Source organism: Streptomyces sp. NBC_00464 (genome assembly GCF_036013915.1).
In the GTDB taxonomy this organism is placed as follows: domain Bacteria; phylum Actinomycetota; class Actinomycetes; order Streptomycetales; family Streptomycetaceae; genus Streptomyces.
In genome coordinates this window covers 4,742,775-4,759,096 of the sequence record NZ_CP107899.1, presented here as the reverse complement: position 1 = coordinate 4,759,096, position 16,322 = coordinate 4,742,775, and the positions used below count along the sequence as shown (strand labels likewise).

The 16,322-nt window shown below is 72.0% G+C and carries 20 protein-coding genes; 11 read left to right on the top strand and 9 right to left on the bottom strand.

Annotated elements, in window-relative coordinates; translation table 11 throughout:
* Positions 1-199 precede the first annotated feature (199 nt).
* From OG912_RS21470 to OG912_RS21455, 4 genes are all read left to right on the top strand, one after another.
* A complete protein-coding gene (locus OG912_RS21470; RefSeq protein ID WP_326736557.1) occupies positions 200-622 on the top strand; it encodes a hypothetical protein in 423 nt (140 codons plus the stop codon).
* On the top strand, positions 619-1,404 hold the full coding sequence (locus OG912_RS21465; RefSeq protein WP_327710822.1) for a transcriptional regulator: 786 nt from the start codon (positions 619-621) through the stop codon (positions 1,402-1,404). The genes OG912_RS21470 and OG912_RS21465 overlap by 4 nt, the downstream gene beginning before the upstream one ends.
* A gap of 38 nt (positions 1,405-1,442) precedes the next feature.
* Positions 1,443-1,913 carry a roadblock/LC7 domain-containing protein gene (locus tag OG912_RS21460; RefSeq protein ID WP_326736560.1) on the top strand — a complete coding sequence of 157 codons (471 nt, stop codon included), beginning with the start codon at positions 1,443-1,445 and terminating at the stop codon, positions 1,911-1,913.
* A gap of 73 nt (positions 1,914-1,986) precedes the next feature.
* Positions 1,987-2,361 (top strand): hypothetical protein, encoded by a 375-nt coding sequence (locus OG912_RS21455; RefSeq protein ID WP_327710819.1) that lies wholly within the window; start codon positions 1,987-1,989, stop codon positions 2,359-2,361.
* Positions 2,362-2,368: 7 nt separating this feature from the next.
* Here the strand turns inward: OG912_RS21455 and OG912_RS21450 are convergent, their stop codons facing one another.
* From OG912_RS21450 to OG912_RS21440, 3 genes are all read right to left on the bottom strand, one after another.
* Positions 2,369-2,905, bottom strand: a complete 537-nt coding sequence (locus tag OG912_RS21450; protein ID WP_327710817.1) for a hypothetical protein — start codon at positions 2,903-2,905, stop codon at positions 2,369-2,371.
* A gap of 609 nt (positions 2,906-3,514) precedes the next feature.
* A complete protein-coding gene (locus OG912_RS21445; protein WP_327710815.1) occupies positions 3,515-4,360 on the bottom strand; it encodes a MurR/RpiR family transcriptional regulator in 846 nt (281 codons plus the stop codon).
* Between the two features lie 100 nt (positions 4,361-4,460).
* Complete coding sequence (locus OG912_RS21440; RefSeq protein WP_327710813.1) at positions 4,461-4,907, bottom strand: MarR family winged helix-turn-helix transcriptional regulator; 447 nt, start codon at positions 4,905-4,907, stop codon at positions 4,461-4,463.
* 59 nt (positions 4,908-4,966) lie between these two features.
* On the opposite strand from OG912_RS21440, the gene OG912_RS21435 reads away from it, so the two are divergent.
* From OG912_RS21435 to OG912_RS21425, 3 genes are all read left to right on the top strand, one after another.
* Positions 4,967-5,350 (top strand): hypothetical protein, encoded by a 384-nt coding sequence (locus OG912_RS21435; RefSeq protein ID WP_327710812.1) that lies wholly within the window; start codon positions 4,967-4,969, stop codon positions 5,348-5,350.
* On the top strand, positions 5,347-5,676 hold the full coding sequence (locus OG912_RS21430; protein ID WP_327710811.1) for a YrdB family protein: 330 nt from the start codon (positions 5,347-5,349) through the stop codon (positions 5,674-5,676). Before OG912_RS21435 ends, OG912_RS21430 begins: the two co-directional genes overlap by 4 nt.
* 82 nt (positions 5,677-5,758) lie before the next feature.
* Positions 5,759-6,187: a hypothetical protein gene (locus OG912_RS21425; protein ID WP_326736566.1), complete on the top strand. Its 429-nt coding sequence runs from the start codon at positions 5,759-5,761 to the stop codon at positions 6,185-6,187.
* 11 nt (positions 6,188-6,198) lie between these two features.
* On the opposite strand, the gene OG912_RS21420 is transcribed toward OG912_RS21425, so the two are convergent.
* Positions 6,199-6,960, bottom strand: coding sequence for an SDR family oxidoreductase (locus OG912_RS21420; RefSeq protein WP_326736567.1), 762 nt, complete (start codon positions 6,958-6,960; stop codon positions 6,199-6,201).
* A 148-nt stretch (positions 6,961-7,108) separates the two neighbouring features.
* On the opposite strand from OG912_RS21420, the gene OG912_RS21415 reads away from it, so the two are divergent.
* Complete coding sequence (locus tag OG912_RS21415; protein ID WP_326736568.1) at positions 7,109-7,984, top strand: helix-turn-helix transcriptional regulator; 876 nt, start codon at positions 7,109-7,111, stop codon at positions 7,982-7,984.
* A 277-nt stretch (positions 7,985-8,261) separates the two neighbouring features.
* Here OG912_RS21415 and OG912_RS21410 read toward each other — a convergent pair whose 3' ends face one another.
* The gene (locus tag OG912_RS21410; protein ID WP_327710808.1) at positions 8,262-9,674 is read right to left on the bottom strand and encodes a cystathionine beta-synthase; all 1,413 of its coding nucleotides are present in this window, start codon (positions 9,672-9,674) and stop codon (positions 8,262-8,264) included.
* Between the two features lie 155 nt (positions 9,675-9,829).
* Here OG912_RS21410 and OG912_RS21405 point away from each other — a divergent pair, with 155 nt between their 5' ends.
* The 3 genes from OG912_RS21405 to OG912_RS21395 all read left to right on the top strand — a co-directional run bounded on the left by OG912_RS21405 (position 9,830) and on the right by OG912_RS21395 (position 13,554).
* The gene (locus OG912_RS21405) at positions 9,830-10,885 is read left to right on the top strand and encodes an SGNH/GDSL hydrolase family protein (protein WP_327713497.1); all 1,056 of its coding nucleotides are present in this window, start codon (positions 9,830-9,832) and stop codon (positions 10,883-10,885) included.
* Between the two features lie 171 nt (positions 10,886-11,056).
* On the top strand, positions 11,057-12,277 hold the full coding sequence (locus tag OG912_RS21400; protein WP_327710806.1) for an acetyl-CoA C-acetyltransferase: 1,221 nt from the start codon (positions 11,057-11,059) through the stop codon (positions 12,275-12,277).
* Positions 12,278-12,684: 407 nt separating this feature from the next.
* Entirely contained in the window at positions 12,685-13,554 is an 870-nt protein-coding gene (locus OG912_RS21395) for a hypothetical protein (protein ID WP_326736571.1), read from the top strand.
* A 165-nt stretch (positions 13,555-13,719) separates the two neighbouring features.
* Here the strand turns inward: OG912_RS21395 and OG912_RS21390 are convergent, their stop codons facing one another.
* The 4 genes from OG912_RS21390 to OG912_RS21375 all read right to left on the bottom strand — a co-directional run bounded on the left by OG912_RS21390 (position 13,720) and on the right by OG912_RS21375 (position 16,256).
* The gene (locus OG912_RS21390; protein WP_327710803.1) at positions 13,720-14,037 is read right to left on the bottom strand and encodes a hypothetical protein; all 318 of its coding nucleotides are present in this window, start codon (positions 14,035-14,037) and stop codon (positions 13,720-13,722) included.
* A gap of 133 nt (positions 14,038-14,170) precedes the next feature.
* Positions 14,171-15,058, bottom strand: a complete 888-nt coding sequence (locus OG912_RS21385) for a Bax inhibitor-1/YccA family protein (protein WP_327710802.1) — start codon at positions 15,056-15,058, stop codon at positions 14,171-14,173.
* 113 nt (positions 15,059-15,171) lie between these two features.
* Positions 15,172-15,756, bottom strand: a complete 585-nt coding sequence (locus tag OG912_RS21380; protein ID WP_327710800.1) for a DinB family protein — start codon at positions 15,754-15,756, stop codon at positions 15,172-15,174.
* 113 nt (positions 15,757-15,869) lie between these two features.
* Complete coding sequence (locus OG912_RS21375) at positions 15,870-16,256, bottom strand: DUF4259 domain-containing protein (protein ID WP_327710799.1); 387 nt, start codon at positions 16,254-16,256, stop codon at positions 15,870-15,872.
* Positions 16,257-16,322 lie beyond the last annotated feature (66 nt).

Here is a 16,322-nt window from a genome sequence, read left to right as displayed (position 1 = left end):
CACATCTTGAGTGGCTGAATAGCTCCAGTCAACAGGGCGGGGCGGACAGGGACCACGCACTCCCTTCCACGGCCCACGGCGGGGCATTTTCCCGGACCGCTCGCATGTACCAATGGAAAATGCCAGAACCTCCACCTGGAGCGAGCACGTTGCGTAACCTCTGGGTCACAGCCGCACGCAGCGTCGGAGGGGAGTCCGCGTGCCCGGAATCGACGAGTGCCTGCTCGACGTCATGAGACTGCCCGGCGCCCGTGGCGCCGCCGTGGTCGACTGGACGAGCGGTCTCGCTCTCGGCACCATCGGTGACTCGCCCAACGGCGACCACGAGGCCACCGCCGCGGAGACGGCGGAGGTGGCGCGGATGGCGGCCGAGCAGCCCGCCTTCGCGACCGGCTTACCCGACGCGTCAACCGACGCGGACGGCAGCGGAGTTGCGGGAGCGCCGCCACCGGTCGAGGACGTCATCGTCACCACCCGTGCCGGGTACCACATCCTCCGGTTCGTCGAGACGGACTTCGACAGCAGCGTCTTCCTCCACCTGTGGCTGGACCGCGCCGAGGGCAATCTGGCCCTGGCCCGGATACGGCTGGGCGAGATGGCCGAGCGGCTGGTCCTGGCATGAGAACGCCCGCTCCCTCGCCCGCCCCCGCCCCGGCCGCTGCCCTCTCGCCCATGCTCCAGCGCCTCGCCGCCGAACGGGCCACCGGCGCCCTGATGCGCGACCGCGGCACCCTCTACCTGGCCGACGGCAAGGTGGTGCACGCCGAGAGCCCGGCCACCCCCGGCATCGACGTCCTGCTCACCCGGGGCGGCTCGCTGCACCGCGAGGGCTGGTGGGACGCGGTCGCCCAGGCCGGTGCCGGGCGGCGGGTGGGCCGCTACCTCGTGGACAGCGGCCGGGTGCCGGGCGGTGCCCTGGAGCTGTGCCACCTGGGAGCCCTGTACGACGCGGCGTTCTTCGCCCTCGCCCCGACCCGGACCCCGGCCCGCTTCCGCTACGGGGTCGCCCACTGGATCGGCCCGGTCCGCCCCGTCCCCGTGGACGCCGTGCAGCGCGAGACGCTCCGGCGCCGGGAGCTGCTGGACCGAATCTGGCCGGAGGCCGTGACCGACAGCGCCCCGCTCGTACGGAGCGACCGGCCGGCCGACTCCCCCGTGCCACCGCGCCAGCGCCGCGTACTGGAGCGCGTGGACGGAGTGCGTACGGCGACGGACATCGCGCAGGAGCTGGGCAGGTCGGCGTTCCACACCTTGGTCGACCTGCGCCGGCTCGCGGCCGCGGGTCTGGTCGCCGCGGTACGGCAGCCGACGGACCCGGCCGGCCGCATCGCACTCCCCGAGGTCACGGCCGACCCCGACGTCGCCCTGTTGCGCCGGCTCCGAGACGCATTGGAGGCCCTGTGATACGCGCGCTCAGACAGCGTGCCGGGAGGAGACAGCTGATGGTGCCCGAGGCCGAAGCACAGGATGTCCTGGCCGAGCTCCAGCGGTTACGCGCCCGGGTTCCGCTCCTCTCCGGCGCCCTCGCGGCCAGTACCGACGGTCTCGTCCTGGCCCATGACACCCCGGGAGTGGAGGCGGAGGGCGTCGCCGCCCTGACCGCGGCCGCGCTCGGCGTCTCGATCCGGATGACGGACGCGACCGGCCGCGGCGGCTTCCGCGAACTCCTCGTGCGCGGCGAGACGGGCTACATCGCGACGTACGCCGCCGGCTCCTCCGCCGTACTGACCCTGCTCGCCGAGGACCGCATCAACGTCGGCCGGCTCCATCTGGAGGGCCGCAGGTCCGGCTCCCGGATCGGCGAGCTCGTCGACGCCGCCCTGGAGCGGACACCCCAGCCCTCCCCCGGCCCGCGCGCCCCGGTGCCCCGCACCCCGCAGCAGCCCGGCCCCCTGCCGCACCGCACGACATGACGCCGCACGAGCCCGGCACGACTCAGAAACGGAACCGGTCGTCCCGACCGGTCAGGGAAAGGAAACGAGCACTATGGCGAACACCGAAGCGTCACTGAAGGAAGCGATGTCGTCCATCGAGGGCACCACCGGTGTCGCCCTCGTCGACTACACGAGCGGCATGGCGCTGGGCACCCTCGGCGGCGGCAAGGACTTCAACCTGGAGGTCGCGGCCGCGGGCAACACCGACGTCGTACGGGCCAAGCTCCGCACCATGGAACACCTCGGCATCCAGGACGAGATCGAGGACATCCTGATCACGCTGGGCACCCAGTACCACCTGATCCGGCTGCTCAAGACCCGTGGCAACAACGGCCTGTTCCTGTACCTCGTACTGGACTCCGGCCGGGCGAACCTGGCCATGGCCCGCCACCAGCTGAAGAAGATCGAGGCCGACCTGGAGATCTGACCCCGGATCAGCGGGAGCGCCGCGCCCCACCGGGCGCCGCGTCGCCCGCCGCGGGCCCCGTCGTCCGGTAGGCCTCGACCTGCTTGCCGGCGGGGCGGCCGCGCCCCACCCAGTCCGTGCGGACCCAGTACAGGACATCGTCCCGGCGCTCCCGCTGCCCGATCCGGACGGCCTTGGCCCAGAGCCCGGCACCGGCCCCGGCGAGCAGCAGCCCGCCCGCCCCGGGCACGGCGAACGCACTGGCGACCGCCGCGAGGAACGCCCCGAGCAGCCACCAGCGGTGGCCCCGGCGCCAGTTTCGTACCGTCACGGCCCGGTCCTGGAGGAAGTCGGTGCGGCCGGCCCGGGTGGCGCCCCGGGCGAGCGAGGCGTACCGGCCCCCGCGCGACAGCGCCACGACGGCCAGGGTGACCAGGAACAGCGCCGCCCCTGCCAGCAGTCCGATACGCCGACCGGTGAGTCCCGGTACCAGTGCCCCGATGGCCGCCGCGACCAGGCCCGGCCACCACATGGGCGCCGCTCCGGCCCGTACGATCACGGCCACTCTCGCCAACGACTGCGCTCCGCGCCCCACGTCCGTGCCCCTCTCGACGGCTCCTGTGCTCAATTCCGTGGGCGCAGATTAAGGGCCGTACATGAGCGATCTCTGAGAAACGGGGTGCGGGGTTTGGGGGTGCGGGGTTTGGGGGTGCGGGGTTCCGTCCTCAATCGCCGGACGGGCTTGTGTGCGGGTCCCCCGCCGGGTGCGCCTCTGCCCGGTGGGTGGGGGTGGGGGCCCTCCGGGGAGACTCCTCAAAAATGGCGTGTGCACCCGACGACGAACAGGGACCCGGGTCGTACGCCATTTTCTGCGGGGACTCCCCTGCACGCCCCCACCCTGCATCGTGTGCGTCTGCACACCGGCGATAGTGCTCCGCAGACGCAGGGCGGCCGGGTTCGGGGCCGTGCAGGGGAGTCCCCGCAGGACGACGAACATCGACCCGGGTCCATCGCGTACCCGCGGAACGTTCGTCGTCTGAGGAGACGCCCCGGAGGGGCCCCGGACCCCCACCCACCGGGGCACGGCGAACCCCCGCGGGGCACCCGCACCCAAGCCCGTCCGGCGATTGAGGACGGAACCCCGCACCGAGGAACCCCGCACCAAGGCGAGCCCTCACTCGACGAACAGGCCCCGCGCCACCGCCGCCGCGTCGAACTCCTCCAGCCGGGCCTGCGCGTCGGGCAGGTCGTCGCACATGGCCTCCAGCAGCACGCGCCCGAGCAGCATGGGCGCGCAGGCGGTGTCGAAGGCGAGCCCGGTCCCCACGGCGGCCGGGATGAGCAGGTCGCTGTGCCGGGCCACGGGGGCGAAGGCGGAGTCGGCGACCGACACCACGGTCAGGCCCTGGTCCCGCGCGTAGCCGAGGGCGTCCACGACCTCGCGGGGGTGGCGCGGCAGCGCGAAGCAGATCAGCGCAGTGGCGCCGGCCCGCCGGGCCGCGTCGATCCGGTCGTGCAGCATGCTGCCGCCCTCGTCGAGCACCCGGACATCGGGGTGCACCTTGGCGGCGAAGTACCCGAAACCCCGCGCCTGGGAGGAGGCGGCGCGCAGTCCGAGCACGAGCAGGGGGCGCGAGGCGGCGAGCAGTTTTCCGGCCCGTTCGACGGGTCCCGGGTCGGCGAGCAGTTCGGCGAGGTGACGCAGATTCTCGATCTCGCCGAGCACCGCCTGCTGGTACTCGTTGTACGTGTCCTCCCCGCCGCCGTCGGCGGGCCCGGCCGGGGCGACCTCGCGCAGGTGCTTGCGCAGGGCGGGATAGCCGTCGAAGCCGAGGGCGACGGCGAACCGGGTGACGGAGGGCTGGCTGACCCCGGCCAGTTCGGCCAGTTCGACGCTGGAGAGGAACGGGGCGTCGCCGGCCCTGCGCACCATCGAGTGCGCGATGCGGCGCTGGGTGGGTGTGAGCCTGTGCCCCTCGAACAGCTGCTGCAACCGTGCGGCCGGGCTGCTCCCGCTCATCCTGTCCCCTCGGTAGACCGTGCGCGCCGAGACCGGCACCGACGAATCCATTCAGCCAGCACGGCGACTGAATGTCCATATGCAGTCGCCCGCCGTGCACCTATCCGGGCAGGCCTGCGCGGGCGGCCAGCACGGCGAGGGTCTCGCGGAGCCCGTCCCCGAACGCGTCGTCGAGGCCGGCCGTCAGCTCCTCGTCGATGGTGCTCGCCGTCGACGTGCAGACGTCGAGCAGTTCGCGGCCCCGGTCGGTGAGGGTGAGGATCTGGCGGCGGCGGTCGCCGGGGTCGCGCTCCCGGCCGACGGCACCGAGCTCCTCCAGGTGATCGGCGAGGCCGACGACCAGGCTGGGCGTGACCCGCATGGTGCGGGCGATCTCCTGCTGCGAGGCGGCGGCTCCACTGGCCAGCAGGGCCATCAGCCCGGCGTGCTTGGGCTTGAGCCCGTGGACGGCGATCCGCTCGGCGAACAGCTCGGCGGTGATCGCGCCGACCGTGCCGAGCCGGAAGGTCACGGTGTCGGTCAGCTTGTCCCGCTTGACATCCTTCACGCGTCGCACCATATCATCGGCAAATCATTCAGAGTCTTAATGATTCACGAGGTGACGAGATGCGACGCTCACTGATCGTCCTCAACGCGGCCATGGCGGCCGGTTCGGCGGCCGCGGCCGTGATCGGGGTGGTGCGCCCCGCGCTGCTGCTCCCGCCCGGCGCGGAACCGACGGCCGGACTCCAGGTCTACGCCCAGGCGTACGCGGTCCGCGCCGTCCCGCTCGCCGCCGCACTGGGGTACCTGCTGCGCGGGGAACGGCGCGGGCTCGTCCCGGTCCTCGCGGTGGCGGGCGCGGCGCAGCTCGGCGACGCGTACATCGGAATCAGCCGGGGAATCCCCGGCATGGCGGTCGGCGGGACGCTCGCAGCGGGCGTCCACCTCACCTCCGCCTGGTGGCTGACCCGCCGCACCGGCACACCCGCCCTCGGGGACACGGCATGAAGTCGCTCAACCTGCTGATCGTCTTCCTGTCGGAGCCGGCCGTCATCGGGGCTGTCGCCACCTGGGGCTTCACCCTGGGCACGGGATGGGCGCTGCGGCTGCTCGCCGGCATCGGCGGGCCGGCCCTGATGATCGCGCTGTGGTGGCTGTTCGGCGCGCCCCACGCGCCCCACAAGGTGCACGGCGCGGTACGGGTGGTCTTCGAGACCGGCTGGTTCGGCGCGGGCGCCGTGGCCCTGGCGCTGGCCGGATACGCCGTCCCGGCCCTGGTCCTCGCCCTCGTCATGGCGGCTTCCAAGGGCCTCGCCGTGGCCTGGCACCAGTAGGTCCGGGCGGGGCCCCCGCTCCCCCGGAAACTGGGGGGTTAGCCCCACTGACCCGGCCGCCACCGGTTCGTACCGTAGGACCATGGACGCACCCGACACCGAGCTCAAGAAGGAGCTCAACGCCACCCTTCAGGCCCGCGGCGAGCTGGGGGCAGAGTACGAGTCCGCGCTCGTCGAGTCGTTTCTGGAGAAGGTCGAGCAGCGGCTCGACGGCACGCTGGACCGGCGGGTCCGGCGGCATCTCGCGGAACAGCAGATCGTCGTCGCCCGAGGGGCGCGCACTCCGGAGCCGCCGCTGGGGCACTTCGGTGAGCGCTTCGGGTTCGGGATCATCTCGCTGGTGCTGGCCATCCCGCTGTCCGCCATCGGTGTCGCGAACGCGGGGATCGAGGGGCTGGTCGTGGCCTGGCTCGGGATCGTCGGCGTCAACGCCTTCCAGGCGGCCCACGGCGGCCGGCTGTTCGGGCGCCGCGAGAAGGAGCGGCGGCCGGCGTCCGACTGGGAGGACTGATCCGGCGGGCACTATGCCTGGCGGGTCGGCAGCACGACCACCTGGCGCAGGTTGATGTGGCGTGCCCGGCTGGTCGTGTAGGCGATCAGGTCGGCGATCTCGTCACTGGAGAGCCCGCCGAGCGCGTCGAACATGCCGTCGAGCTGGCCGCTGAGTTCCGCGTTGTCGACGTGTCCGGCCAGTTCGGAGTCGGTGAGGCCGGGCTCGATGTTCGTGACGCGGACGTCGCGCGGCCCGAGTTCGGTGCGCAGCGAGGCCGACAGGTAGGTGAGCGCGGCCTTCGTGGCGCCGTACACCGCGTAGTTGGGGAACGTGATGTGCGCGCCGATCGACGAGATGTTGACCAGGTCGGCGGTGCGGCCCTCGGCGGCGGCCGCCACCAGGTCGGCCGTGAAGGCCCGGATGATGCGCAGGACGCCCGTCACGTTGGTGTCGAGCATCCGCTGCCACTCGTCGGCGCGGCCCGCGTCCACGGGGTTCGGCAGCATCACACCGGCCGCGTTGACCACCAGGTCCACCCGGCCGAACTCCGTGTGCACCCGCTCGGCGGCGGCGTCCACTGACGCCTGGTCGGTGACATCGGCGGCCACGGCGAGCGCCCGGCCCCCGTCTGCGGTGATCTTGGCGGCGAGCTCCTCCAGCCGCTCCGCGCGGCGGGCCAGCAGCGCCACCCGGACGCCCTGGGCGGCGAGCAGCCGGGCGGTCGCGTTCCCCATGCCGCTGGCGGCTCCGGTGATGACGGCGGTGCGGCCCGAGAGCGTTGCGTACGACATGTCCGTACTCCTTGGTGCTGTGCTGCCGGGGCGTCTCCCCGGCCTGGGCTCCACTCTGTGACGGCGCGCGCCGGTTACCCAGGGATGCGTCTTTCCTGGGTCCGGCAGTACCAGGCTGGGAGAGGGCCGGTCTTCTACGATCGGCGGCATGGACGGCGACCTCGGAGACTTCCTCCGCTCACGACGAGCACGTATCCAGCCCGAGGACGTGGGGCTCAACTCCTACGGCAGAAGGCGCGTCCCCGGGCTCCGGCGCGAGGAGGTCGCCCAGCTCGCCGGGGTGAGCGTCGACTACTACATCCGGCTGGAACAGGGGCGCGGCCCCAGCGTCTCGGACGCCGTGCTCGACGCGATAGCCCGGGTACTCCGGCTGGACGGTACGGAGCACGCCTACCTGCGCACCGTGGCCCGTCCCGGGACGCGCAAGGAGACGCCGCCCGCCGCGCAGCGGGTGCGGCCGGGGCTGCGGCTGCTCCTGGACACGCTCGACCGGGCGCCCGCCTTCCTCCTGGGCCGCCGGATGGACGTCCTGGCGTGGAACGCGCTCGCCGACGCGCTCGTCGGCTTCTCCCGGATGCCCGCCGCTGAGCGCAACATGCCGCGCCAGACGTTCCTTGAGCCGGCGGCCCGGGAGCTGTACCCGGACTGGCCGGCCGTCGCGGCGGAGACGGTCGCGTATCTGCGGCTGGACGCGGGGCTGCACCCCGATGACAGGCAGCTCGCCACCCTGGTCGGCGAACTGTCCATGAAGAGCGAGGACTTCCGCCGGCTGTGGGCGGATCACCAGGTGAAGGCGAAGACGTACGGCGTGAAGCGGATCGACCACCCGGTCGTGGGCGGGCTGACGCTGCCCTACGAGACGCTCGGCGTGCCCGGCGACCCCGATCAGTCCCTGGTGGTCTACACCCCGGAACCCGGCTCGGAGACGGCGGAGCGCATCGCGCTGCTGGCGAGCTGGACGGCCGCGCCGCGGACGGGGGACGAAGACGGGGATCAGGAGAGCTCGCGCGGTCTCCGCGCATAGATGTGTCGCGGGGACCGCCGCACCCCCGGTTTCCCAGGGGGCGGGACGACGGCGGTCCCCGCGAAGGACGCGGTCCGGGTCAGGGCCGGTCTCGCATCCGGGCGACGGTGGAGGTCCGGGAGCCGCTCCGTAGTCCGTGTCGCCGTTTCGGTGCCGGCGGGTTTCCCTGCCGACACCCACTAATCTGCCCGAGCCGTGTTAAGCCGGTGCTGCGGCCACGTGTCGTGCTCGTACCGTTTTCACGAAGCCCGCGTTCCCTTCCGGCCTCGCGTCCCGGCTACGGCTTGGCGGGCGCGGCCGTCGCGTCCTTGGCGAGGAACGCCAGCAGGTCCTGACGGCTGACGACGCCCTTCGGCTTGCCCTCCACCAGCACGATCGCCGCGTCCGCGGCGCCCGTACCGCCGAGCACCGCCATCAGGTCCTCGACCGCCTCGCCGGAGCCGACCTGCGGCAGCGGCGGCGACATGTGCTTCTCCAGCGGGTCGGTGAGCGAGGCCTGCTGGGCGAAGAGCGCGTTCAGCAGCTCCCGCTCGACGACCGAGCCGATGACCTCGGCGGCCATCACGTCGGGGTGACCGGCGCCGGGCTTCACGATCGGCATCTGCGAGACGCCGTACTCGCGCAGGACGTCGATCGCCTCGCCGACGGTCTCCTCCGGGTGCATGTGGACGAGCGTCGGGATCGGGCCCGCCTTGTGGTCGAGGACGTCGGCGACGCGGGCGGACGGGCCGGTGTCCTCCAGGAAGCCGTAGTCGGCCATCCACTCGTCGTTGAAGATCTTGCTCAGGTAGCCGCGGCCGCTGTCCGGCAGCAGCACGACGACGACGTCGTCGGGCCCGAGCCGCTTCGCGACCTCCAGGGCGCCCACGACCGCCATGCCGCAGGAGCCGCCGACCAGCAGCCCCTCCTCCTTGGCGAGCCGGCGGGTCATCTGGAAGGAGTCCTTGTCGGACACGGCGACGATCTCGTCGGTGACCGTCCGGTCGTACGCCGACGGCCAGAAGTCCTCGCCGACGCCCTCGACCAGATACGGCCGGCCGGAGCCGCCGGAGTAGACCGAGCCCTCCGGGTCCGCGCCGATGACCTGGACGGCGCCGCCGCTCGCCTCCTTCAGGTAGCGGCCGGTGCCGCTGATCGTGCCGCCGGTGCCGACGCCCGCCACGAAGTGGGTGATCTTCCCGTCCGTCTGCTCCCACAGCTCGGGACCGGTGGTCTCGTAGTGGGAGCGCGGGTTGTTCGGGTTGGAGTACTGGTCGGGCTTCCAGGCTCCCGGCGTCTCACGGACCAGCCGGTCGGAGACGTTGTAGTACGAGTCCGGGTGCTCGGGGTCGACCGCCGTCGGGCAGACGACGACCTCGGCACCGTAGGCGCGCAGCACATTGATCTTGTCCGTGGACACCTTGTCCGGGCAGACGAAGATGCACTTGTAGCCCTTCTGCTGCGCGACGATCGCCAGGCCGACGCCCGTGTTGCCGCTCGTCGGCTCGACGATCGTGCCGCCGGGCTGCAGCTCACCGCTCTGTTCGGCGGCCTCGATCATGCGCAGGGCGATCCGGTCCTTGACCGACCCGCCGGGGTTGAAGTACTCGACCTTGGCCAGAACCGTCGCCTGGATGCCGGCCGTCACACTGCGCAGCCTCACCAGCGGGGTATTGCCTACGAGACTGATCATCGAATCGTGGAATTGCACCGTGTACTCCGGGGTCTCCGAGATGGTGCGGCAAGAGTATGCGTACGGGCACGAGATTGGGCGAAGCGATTGAACAACGGCCACTTGGGGGCAGTTAGCTGTGTGTACGGCAGTACTGCGACGAGGAGGTGGACCGGACTGTGTCGAGGGCAAGGGTGGCACGGCGGATCGCGGCGGGCGCGGCCTATGGCGGTGGCAGCGTCGGGCTGCTGGGCGCCGCGGCGGTAGGCGTCCTGCTGGCGGAGGTCCAGCTGGCGAAGCGGCTGGTGGGCGGTGGCATCGCGCCGGTCCCGCCGAGCGCGGACGGGCGGTACGGGGTGGCCTTCGCCGGCCCCTCGGACCCGCTGCGGTTCGGGCTGCTCGGGGACTCCACGGCGGCCGGGCAGGGGGTGCGCCGGGCCGGGCAGACCCCGGGGGCGCTGCTCGCCTCGGGGCTGGCTGCGGTGTCGGAGCGGCCGGTGGATCTGCGCAACGTCGCGCAGCCGGGCGCCCGGTCGGACGATCTGGAGCGGCAGGTCTCGCTGCTGCTCGCGGATCCGGCCCGGGTGCCGGACGTCTGCGTGATCATGATCGGTGCGAACGACGTCACGCACCGGATGCCCGCCACCCAGTCGGTGCGCTGTCTGACGACGGCGGTGCGCAGGCTGCGGACGGCGGGGGCCGAGGTCGTCGTGGGCACCTGCCCGGACCTGGGCACGATCGAGCCGGTCTACCAGCCACTGCGGTGGCTGGCCCGGCGGGTGAGCCGGCAGCTGGCGGCGGCCCAGACGATCGGTTCGGTGGAGCAGGGCGGGCGCACGGTGTCGCTGGGCGACCTGCTGGGCCCGGAGTTCGAGGCGAACCCGCGGGAGCTCTTCGGCCCGGACAACTACCACCCGTCGGCGGAGGGCTACGCGACGGCGGCGATGGCGCTCCTGCCCACGTTGTGCGCGGTGCTCGGGCTGTGGCCGGAGACCGACCGGCTGGACGGCGGCCGGCGCGAGGACATGCTGCCGGTGGCCAAGGCGGCCTCCCAGGCGGCCAGGGAGGCCGGTACGGAGGTCACGGGGGCCCGGGCGCCCTGGGCACTCCTCAAGCACCGCAGGCGGCGGCGCCTGCCCGCGGCCACGGAACCGCACCCGCACCCGGAGATGCACGGGGAGGCGGGCGGCTCCACCCGGATGGAGCGGCACCCGGGTACCGACACGGGCACCTCGCCCCGGCACGTATGAGGGCGGCGACCGGGGCGTGCAGGCTCCGCGTCCCCGGACATCGACGAACTGAGCGGTTGCTTAGAAAAGAGGCCCGCATCACACGCCGGGTCAGGTGACCTCAGCAGTACGTCCGGGTAACTTCCAGAGCAGTCCTGCCAGACAGCCTTCCAGCCCTCATGGAGCCGCGTGATGCCCGAAGCCGTGATCGTCTCTGCTGCCCGTTCACCCATCGGCCGGGCCTTCAAGGGTTCGCTGAAGGACCTGCGCGCGGACGACCTGACCGCCACGATCATCCAGACCGCCCTCGCCAAGGTCCCCGAGCTGGACCCGAGGGACATCGACGACCTGATGCTCGGCTGCGGTCTCCCCGGCGGCGAGCAGGGCAACAACCTGGGCCGCATCATCGCCGTACAGATGGGGATGGACCACCTTCCCGGCTGTACGGTCACGCGCTACTGCTCGTCCTCCCTGCAGACGAGCCGCATGGCGCTGCACGCCATCAAGGCCGGCGAGGGCGACGTCTTCATCTCGGCCGGTGTCGAGATGGTGTCCCGCTTCGCGAAGGGCAACTCCGACAGCTGGCCGGACACCCACAACCCGCTCTTCGCCGACGCCGAGGCCCGCACCGCGGCCCGCGCCGAGGAGTCGGGTGCGAGCTGGCACGACCCGCGCGAGGACGGCCTGGTCCCGGACGCGTACATCGCGATGGGCCAGACGGCGGAGAACCTGGCCCGGATCAAGGGCGTCACCCGTCAGGACATGGACGAGTTCGGCGTCCGTTCGCAGAACCTCGCCGAGGAAGCCCTGAAGAACGGCTTCTGGGAGCGTGAGATCACCCCGGTGACGACCCCGGACGGCACGGTGGTCTCCAAGGACGACGGCCCGCGCGCGGGTGTCTCCCTGGAGGGCGTGCAGGGCCTGAAGCCGGTCTTCCGCCCCGACGGTCTGGTCACGGCCGCCAACTGCTGCCCGCTCAACGACGGTGCCGCTGCGCTCGTGATCATGTCCGACACCAAGGCGCGCGAGCTGGGCCTGACCCCGCTGGCCCGGATCGTCTCCACCGGCGTCTCCGGCCTCTCCCCCGAGATCATGGGTTACGGACCGGTCGAGGCGAGCAAGCAGGCCCTGAAGCGGGCCGGGCTGACGGTCGACGACATCGACCTGGCCGAGATCAACGAGGCGTTCGCCGCCCAGGTGATCCCGTCCTACCGCGACCTGGGCCTGCCGCTGGACAAGGTCAACGTCAACGGCGGCGCCATCGCCGTCGGGCACCCCTTCGGCATGACCGGCGCGCGGATCACCGGCACGCTGATCAACAGCCTGCAGTTCCACGACAAGCAGTTCGGTCTGGAAACCATGTGCGTGGGCGGCGGCCAGGGCATGGCGATGGTCATCGAGCGGCTGAGCTGAGCCGAAGGCACGAGCGGCATGAGCGGCTGATCCGGGCCGGTCGGGCCGAGTCGTTGCGGGGGCGGGCCGGGGCAGGTCGGTGCGCCGCCCCGCCCCCGCAACCCCCCACGTTTTCGTGACGCTCCGGATCCGCCGGATCACCGGCCATCGGCGTCCGCCGGGCCCACACCGCCTTCCGGGCTCTTCGGCCGGCCGGCATGGCCGGTTCCGAGCCCCGACCGTGACCGAATCTCCCCCAGGATGTGACCTATCTCCTGGGGGAGAGCCATTCCCGCAGGTCACACCCGCACCAGGGTTAAACCCCAGGCCCAAAGACCTGTCCAATTCGTGACGTAATGCACTGACACATGGTGCCGGTACAGGACAAGCTGATGTAGGAAGTCGGGGGATCGATTGAAACCGGGAGTATGTCAGTGAGCGCCATGCCTCTTGCCCTGTTGCTGACCACCGCCGCTGCCACGGCCGTGGGCGCCGCCGCTCTGCACGCCGCTCACGGGCTGCGTCAGCAGGTATCCGCCCTGCGCAGGGAGCTGGCCGACGGCCGCGCCCGCAGTGCTGCCGTCCCCCCTCAGAGCCGTAACGAAGCCACCCCTGCCGCCGAAATACGCGCAGCGGTCGCCGAGGCCCTGGCCGAGGAGCGGGAGCGCGAGCTCGCCGAGGCGCGGGCCTTCTGGGCCACGCAGGAGGCGCGCGACGCCGCCGACGCCCCGTCCCTGCTGGGCGGTCTGGCCGGGCTGGGCGAGGACGCCCCGTTCTTCATGCCGCGCCAGAGCGATTTCACCGGGCTGGAGTCGATGGACCTCGACGCCACCGAGGCGTTCGAGGAACTGACCGAACTGGCCGAGCTGACGGAACTGGCCGACATGGCCGAGCTCCCGGAGACGGCCGAGTTCGCCGAGGACTCCCCCGAGCTGGCCGCGGCACGCCGCCGCCACCCCTCGCACCCGGACTTCGTGCCGGTGCAGACGCCCGTCGTCACCGATCACGAGCGCACGGTGAACCGCCTGGAGGAGCTGGCCGACAGCCGGACCGAGCTCTCCGACGTGCGCCCCGGGCCGCTCGGCACGCTCGACGTGTACGTCTTCGCCGACGGCACCACGCTCTGTATGACCCCCGGGCACCGCGAGACGGCCGAGCAGCTGGCCGCGTCGCTGCGGGCCGGTGAGCACCCCGTGCTCCTGGGCGGTTCCGGCGTCTCGGGCGCGTACGCGCTGACGTTCTCGTGCGGCAAGGACAACGTCTACATACTGGCCGACCGCGTCATCGCGAGCTTCTAGCCCGCGGACCGGTCTCCGGCCCGACCCCACCCGTGGCACAGCACAGCGGCTCTCGCCGGCCGCTGCCCCGGGACGGCGCGCGCGGTCACCCGGCGCGCACCACCCGACCGAACGCCCGCGCACACGGCCCGACCGAACGCCCGGCCGAACTCCCGCGCGCACCGCTCAGGCGAACGCCCGCGCGGCCGCTTCCCCGACGAACTGCACGGCCTCGTCCAGCTCCACGGACGGGGCCATTTCCAGTGCCACGGCCAGATCCCGCCCCGCGACGGCGAGCTGGTCGCCGATGGCGAAGATCCCGGCGTCCGGCATGATCCGCGGCTCCCGCCCCGGCGCCTCGACGCGCTGGGCCCGCACCGCCAGCTCCCTGGCCACAGCCAGCCCCTCGGCCGCCGCACCCCGCTGCAGCCTGCTCTGCGGGGCGGCGCGCAGCCGGTCGGCGAATCGGTCCACGGCGGTGATCAGGGGCGTCGTATCGAGCACCCCGCGACCCTACGCGCCCCTCCCGGTTGGTTGCCAACGGGCCGAGGCGACGCCGAGGAAATGAGGAACGGCCCGCAGGCTCCGTCGTTCCGGAGCCTGCAGGCCGTTCCCGCGATCAGGTGTCGGCGTGTGACTAGTCGTCGCCGCTGAGGATGGAGAGCAGGCGCAGCATCTCCAGGTAGATCCACACCAGGGTCATGGTGAGGCCGAAGGCGGCCAGCCAGGACTCCTCGCGCGGAGCGCCGTACGCGATGCCGTCCTCGACCTGCTTGAAGTCCAGGGCCAGGAAGCACGCGCCGAGAAGGATGCCGACGACGCCGAAGAGGATGCCGAGGCCGCCGCTGCGGAAGCCCAGGCCGTCCCCGCCGCCGAACGCGGCGAACAGCAGGTTGACCACCATCAGGAGCATGAAGCCCATGGCCGCGGCCATCACGAAGCCGTAGAACCGGCGGGTCACACGGATCCAGCGCATCTTGTACGCGATCAGCACACCGGCGAAGACACACATGGTGCCCATCACCGCCTGCATCACGACGCCCGGCGAGATGTACGTGCTGACCGCGCTGGAGATGACCCCGAGGAACACGCCCTCGAAGGCCGCGTACGCGATGATCAGCGCGGGGACGGGCTTGCGCTTGAAGGACTGGACGAGCGACAGCACGAAGGCGACGATCGCGGCGCCGATCGCGATGCCGTACGACTTGCCCAGGTTGGCCTCGTCGACCGGCAGCAGGGCCCAGGCGGCCGCGGCGCCGAGCACGACCGTGCCCAGCGTCAGCGCCGTGCGGGTGACGACATCGTCGATCGTCATCACACCGGAGCGCACCGGCGCCTGCGGGGCGCCGTACTGGCTGTCCTGCTGGGCGTAGGGGTTCGTGGCGTACGGGTTCGGGGCGGTGCCCTGTGCGTACGGGTTGGCACCCGCTGCGGGGGCCCCGGCCTGCGGTGACGCGTTGAAGCCCGCGTAACCGTTGTCGCGGCTGAAGCCCCGTCGCGAGAAGACCGGGTTGCTGCTCCTCATCTCACTCCTCCATGGCCACCCAGCGTGGCCTTCCCACAAGAGTAATGGGTAGGCAAAACAATCTCCCTAGTGCCAGGGGAGGATCTTTCCGGACCAACGGGAAGCCGACCCGCTCAGCCCCCCGACGCCTCCCGCGCCGCACGCTCCACCCGGGCCCGGTGACCCGCCCACCACGCGGCGTCGCCGGGCGCCATGTTGCGGCCCTTCTCCCGCTGCCCCGTGGCCCCGTCGATCAGCTCCCGTACGACGTCGGCGTGCCCCGCGTGGCGCTGGGTCTCGGCGACCATGTGGACGAGGACCCGGTGGAGCGTCAGCTCCTTGCCCTCTCCCCCGGGGAGCAGGCCCGTCGCGTCGAGGTCCAGCGCGTCGATCGTCGCGTCGGAGTGGGCCCACACCCGGCGGTAGTGCGCGACCGTGTCCGCACGGGTCTCGTCCGCCGTCGCCCACAGATCCGCGTTCGGCTCGGCTCGACCGGCGATCCAGAGCTCCGGCGCGTCGACCGGGCGTCCGAAGACGTCGCCGAAGTAGAACGCCTCGGCTCCGGTGACGTGCTTGACCAGGCCCAGCAGATTGGTGCCGGTCGGGGTCAGGGGGCGCCGGATGTCGTACTCCGACAATCCGTCCAGCTTCCACAGGAAGGCGTCGCGGGCGTCCTGCAAGTACACGTGCAGGTCCTTCTTGTGCTCAGTTCCGGTCATGGCACCAACGTGCCGGTCGCCCGCTCCGCGATCAACGGCTTATCCGCGCCCGGCACTCCTCGACGGACCCGCCGCCGCATATCCCGAGGTCCGGTTCCCGCAGCCGTGAGGCCCTACTCCACCACCGCCCCCGCCGCCACCGCCGACGCCTCGGCCAGGTGCTCGAACGTCTCGTTGAGCACTTTCCGGCGCTCGTCCTTGTATGCCGCGTCCGGCTCCAGGCCGTCGATCGTCGACTCCCACACCGCCAGGAACGTCTTCTGCCAGCTCCGGATCAGCTCGGCCGGCGGCAGGGTCACGCCCACCCAGCCCTGGCGGTCCAGGACGAGCAGCAGTTCCAGGTTGCAGGGGACGGTCACGCCCCCGTACTCATCCGGTTCGAGCTCCACCGGATCGCCGGCCATCGCCTCGGTCACCTCGGCCACCAACCGGCCCACCAGGTCCCCGAGATGATCCGCCGCCGTGTCGCTGTCGAAGTTGCCCGCGCCCCACGTGCCCACTGTTCCGCCTCCGCGCTGTGCGTCGTCGACCGTCGTCGCTTCCGTACGTCATCACAGCAGAGGGCA

Coding starts and splice junctions, on each gene's coding strand:
- OG912_RS21465 (WP_327710822.1), top strand. CDS start 619: ATGAGAACGCCCGCTCCCTCGCCCGCCCCCGCCCCGGCCGCTGCCCTC.
- OG912_RS21380 (WP_327710800.1), bottom strand. CDS start 15,756: ATGACCGGAACTGAGCACAAGAAGGACCTGCACGTGTACTTGCAGGAC.
- OG912_RS21385 (WP_327710802.1), bottom strand. CDS start 15,058: ATGAGGAGCAGCAACCCGGTCTTCTCGCGACGGGGCTTCAGCCGCGAC.
- OG912_RS21400 (WP_327710806.1), top strand. CDS start 11,057: ATGCCCGAAGCCGTGATCGTCTCTGCTGCCCGTTCACCCATCGGCCGG.
- OG912_RS21435 (WP_327710812.1), top strand. CDS start 4,967: ATGCGACGCTCACTGATCGTCCTCAACGCGGCCATGGCGGCCGGTTCG.
- OG912_RS21430 (WP_327710811.1), top strand. CDS start 5,347: ATGAAGTCGCTCAACCTGCTGATCGTCTTCCTGTCGGAGCCGGCCGTC.
- OG912_RS21445 (WP_327710815.1), bottom strand. CDS start 4,360: ATGAGCGGGAGCAGCCCGGCCGCACGGTTGCAGCAGCTGTTCGAGGGG.
- OG912_RS21395 (WP_326736571.1), top strand. CDS start 12,685: ATGTCAGTGAGCGCCATGCCTCTTGCCCTGTTGCTGACCACCGCCGCT.
- OG912_RS21420 (WP_326736567.1), bottom strand. CDS start 6,960: ATGTCGTACGCAACGCTCTCGGGCCGCACCGCCGTCATCACCGGAGCC.
- OG912_RS21460 (WP_326736560.1), top strand. CDS start 1,443: ATGGTGCCCGAGGCCGAAGCACAGGATGTCCTGGCCGAGCTCCAGCGG.
- OG912_RS21455 (WP_327710819.1), top strand. CDS start 1,987: ATGGCGAACACCGAAGCGTCACTGAAGGAAGCGATGTCGTCCATCGAG.
- OG912_RS21425 (WP_326736566.1), top strand. CDS start 5,759: ATGGACGCACCCGACACCGAGCTCAAGAAGGAGCTCAACGCCACCCTT.
- OG912_RS21415 (WP_326736568.1), top strand. CDS start 7,109: ATGGACGGCGACCTCGGAGACTTCCTCCGCTCACGACGAGCACGTATC.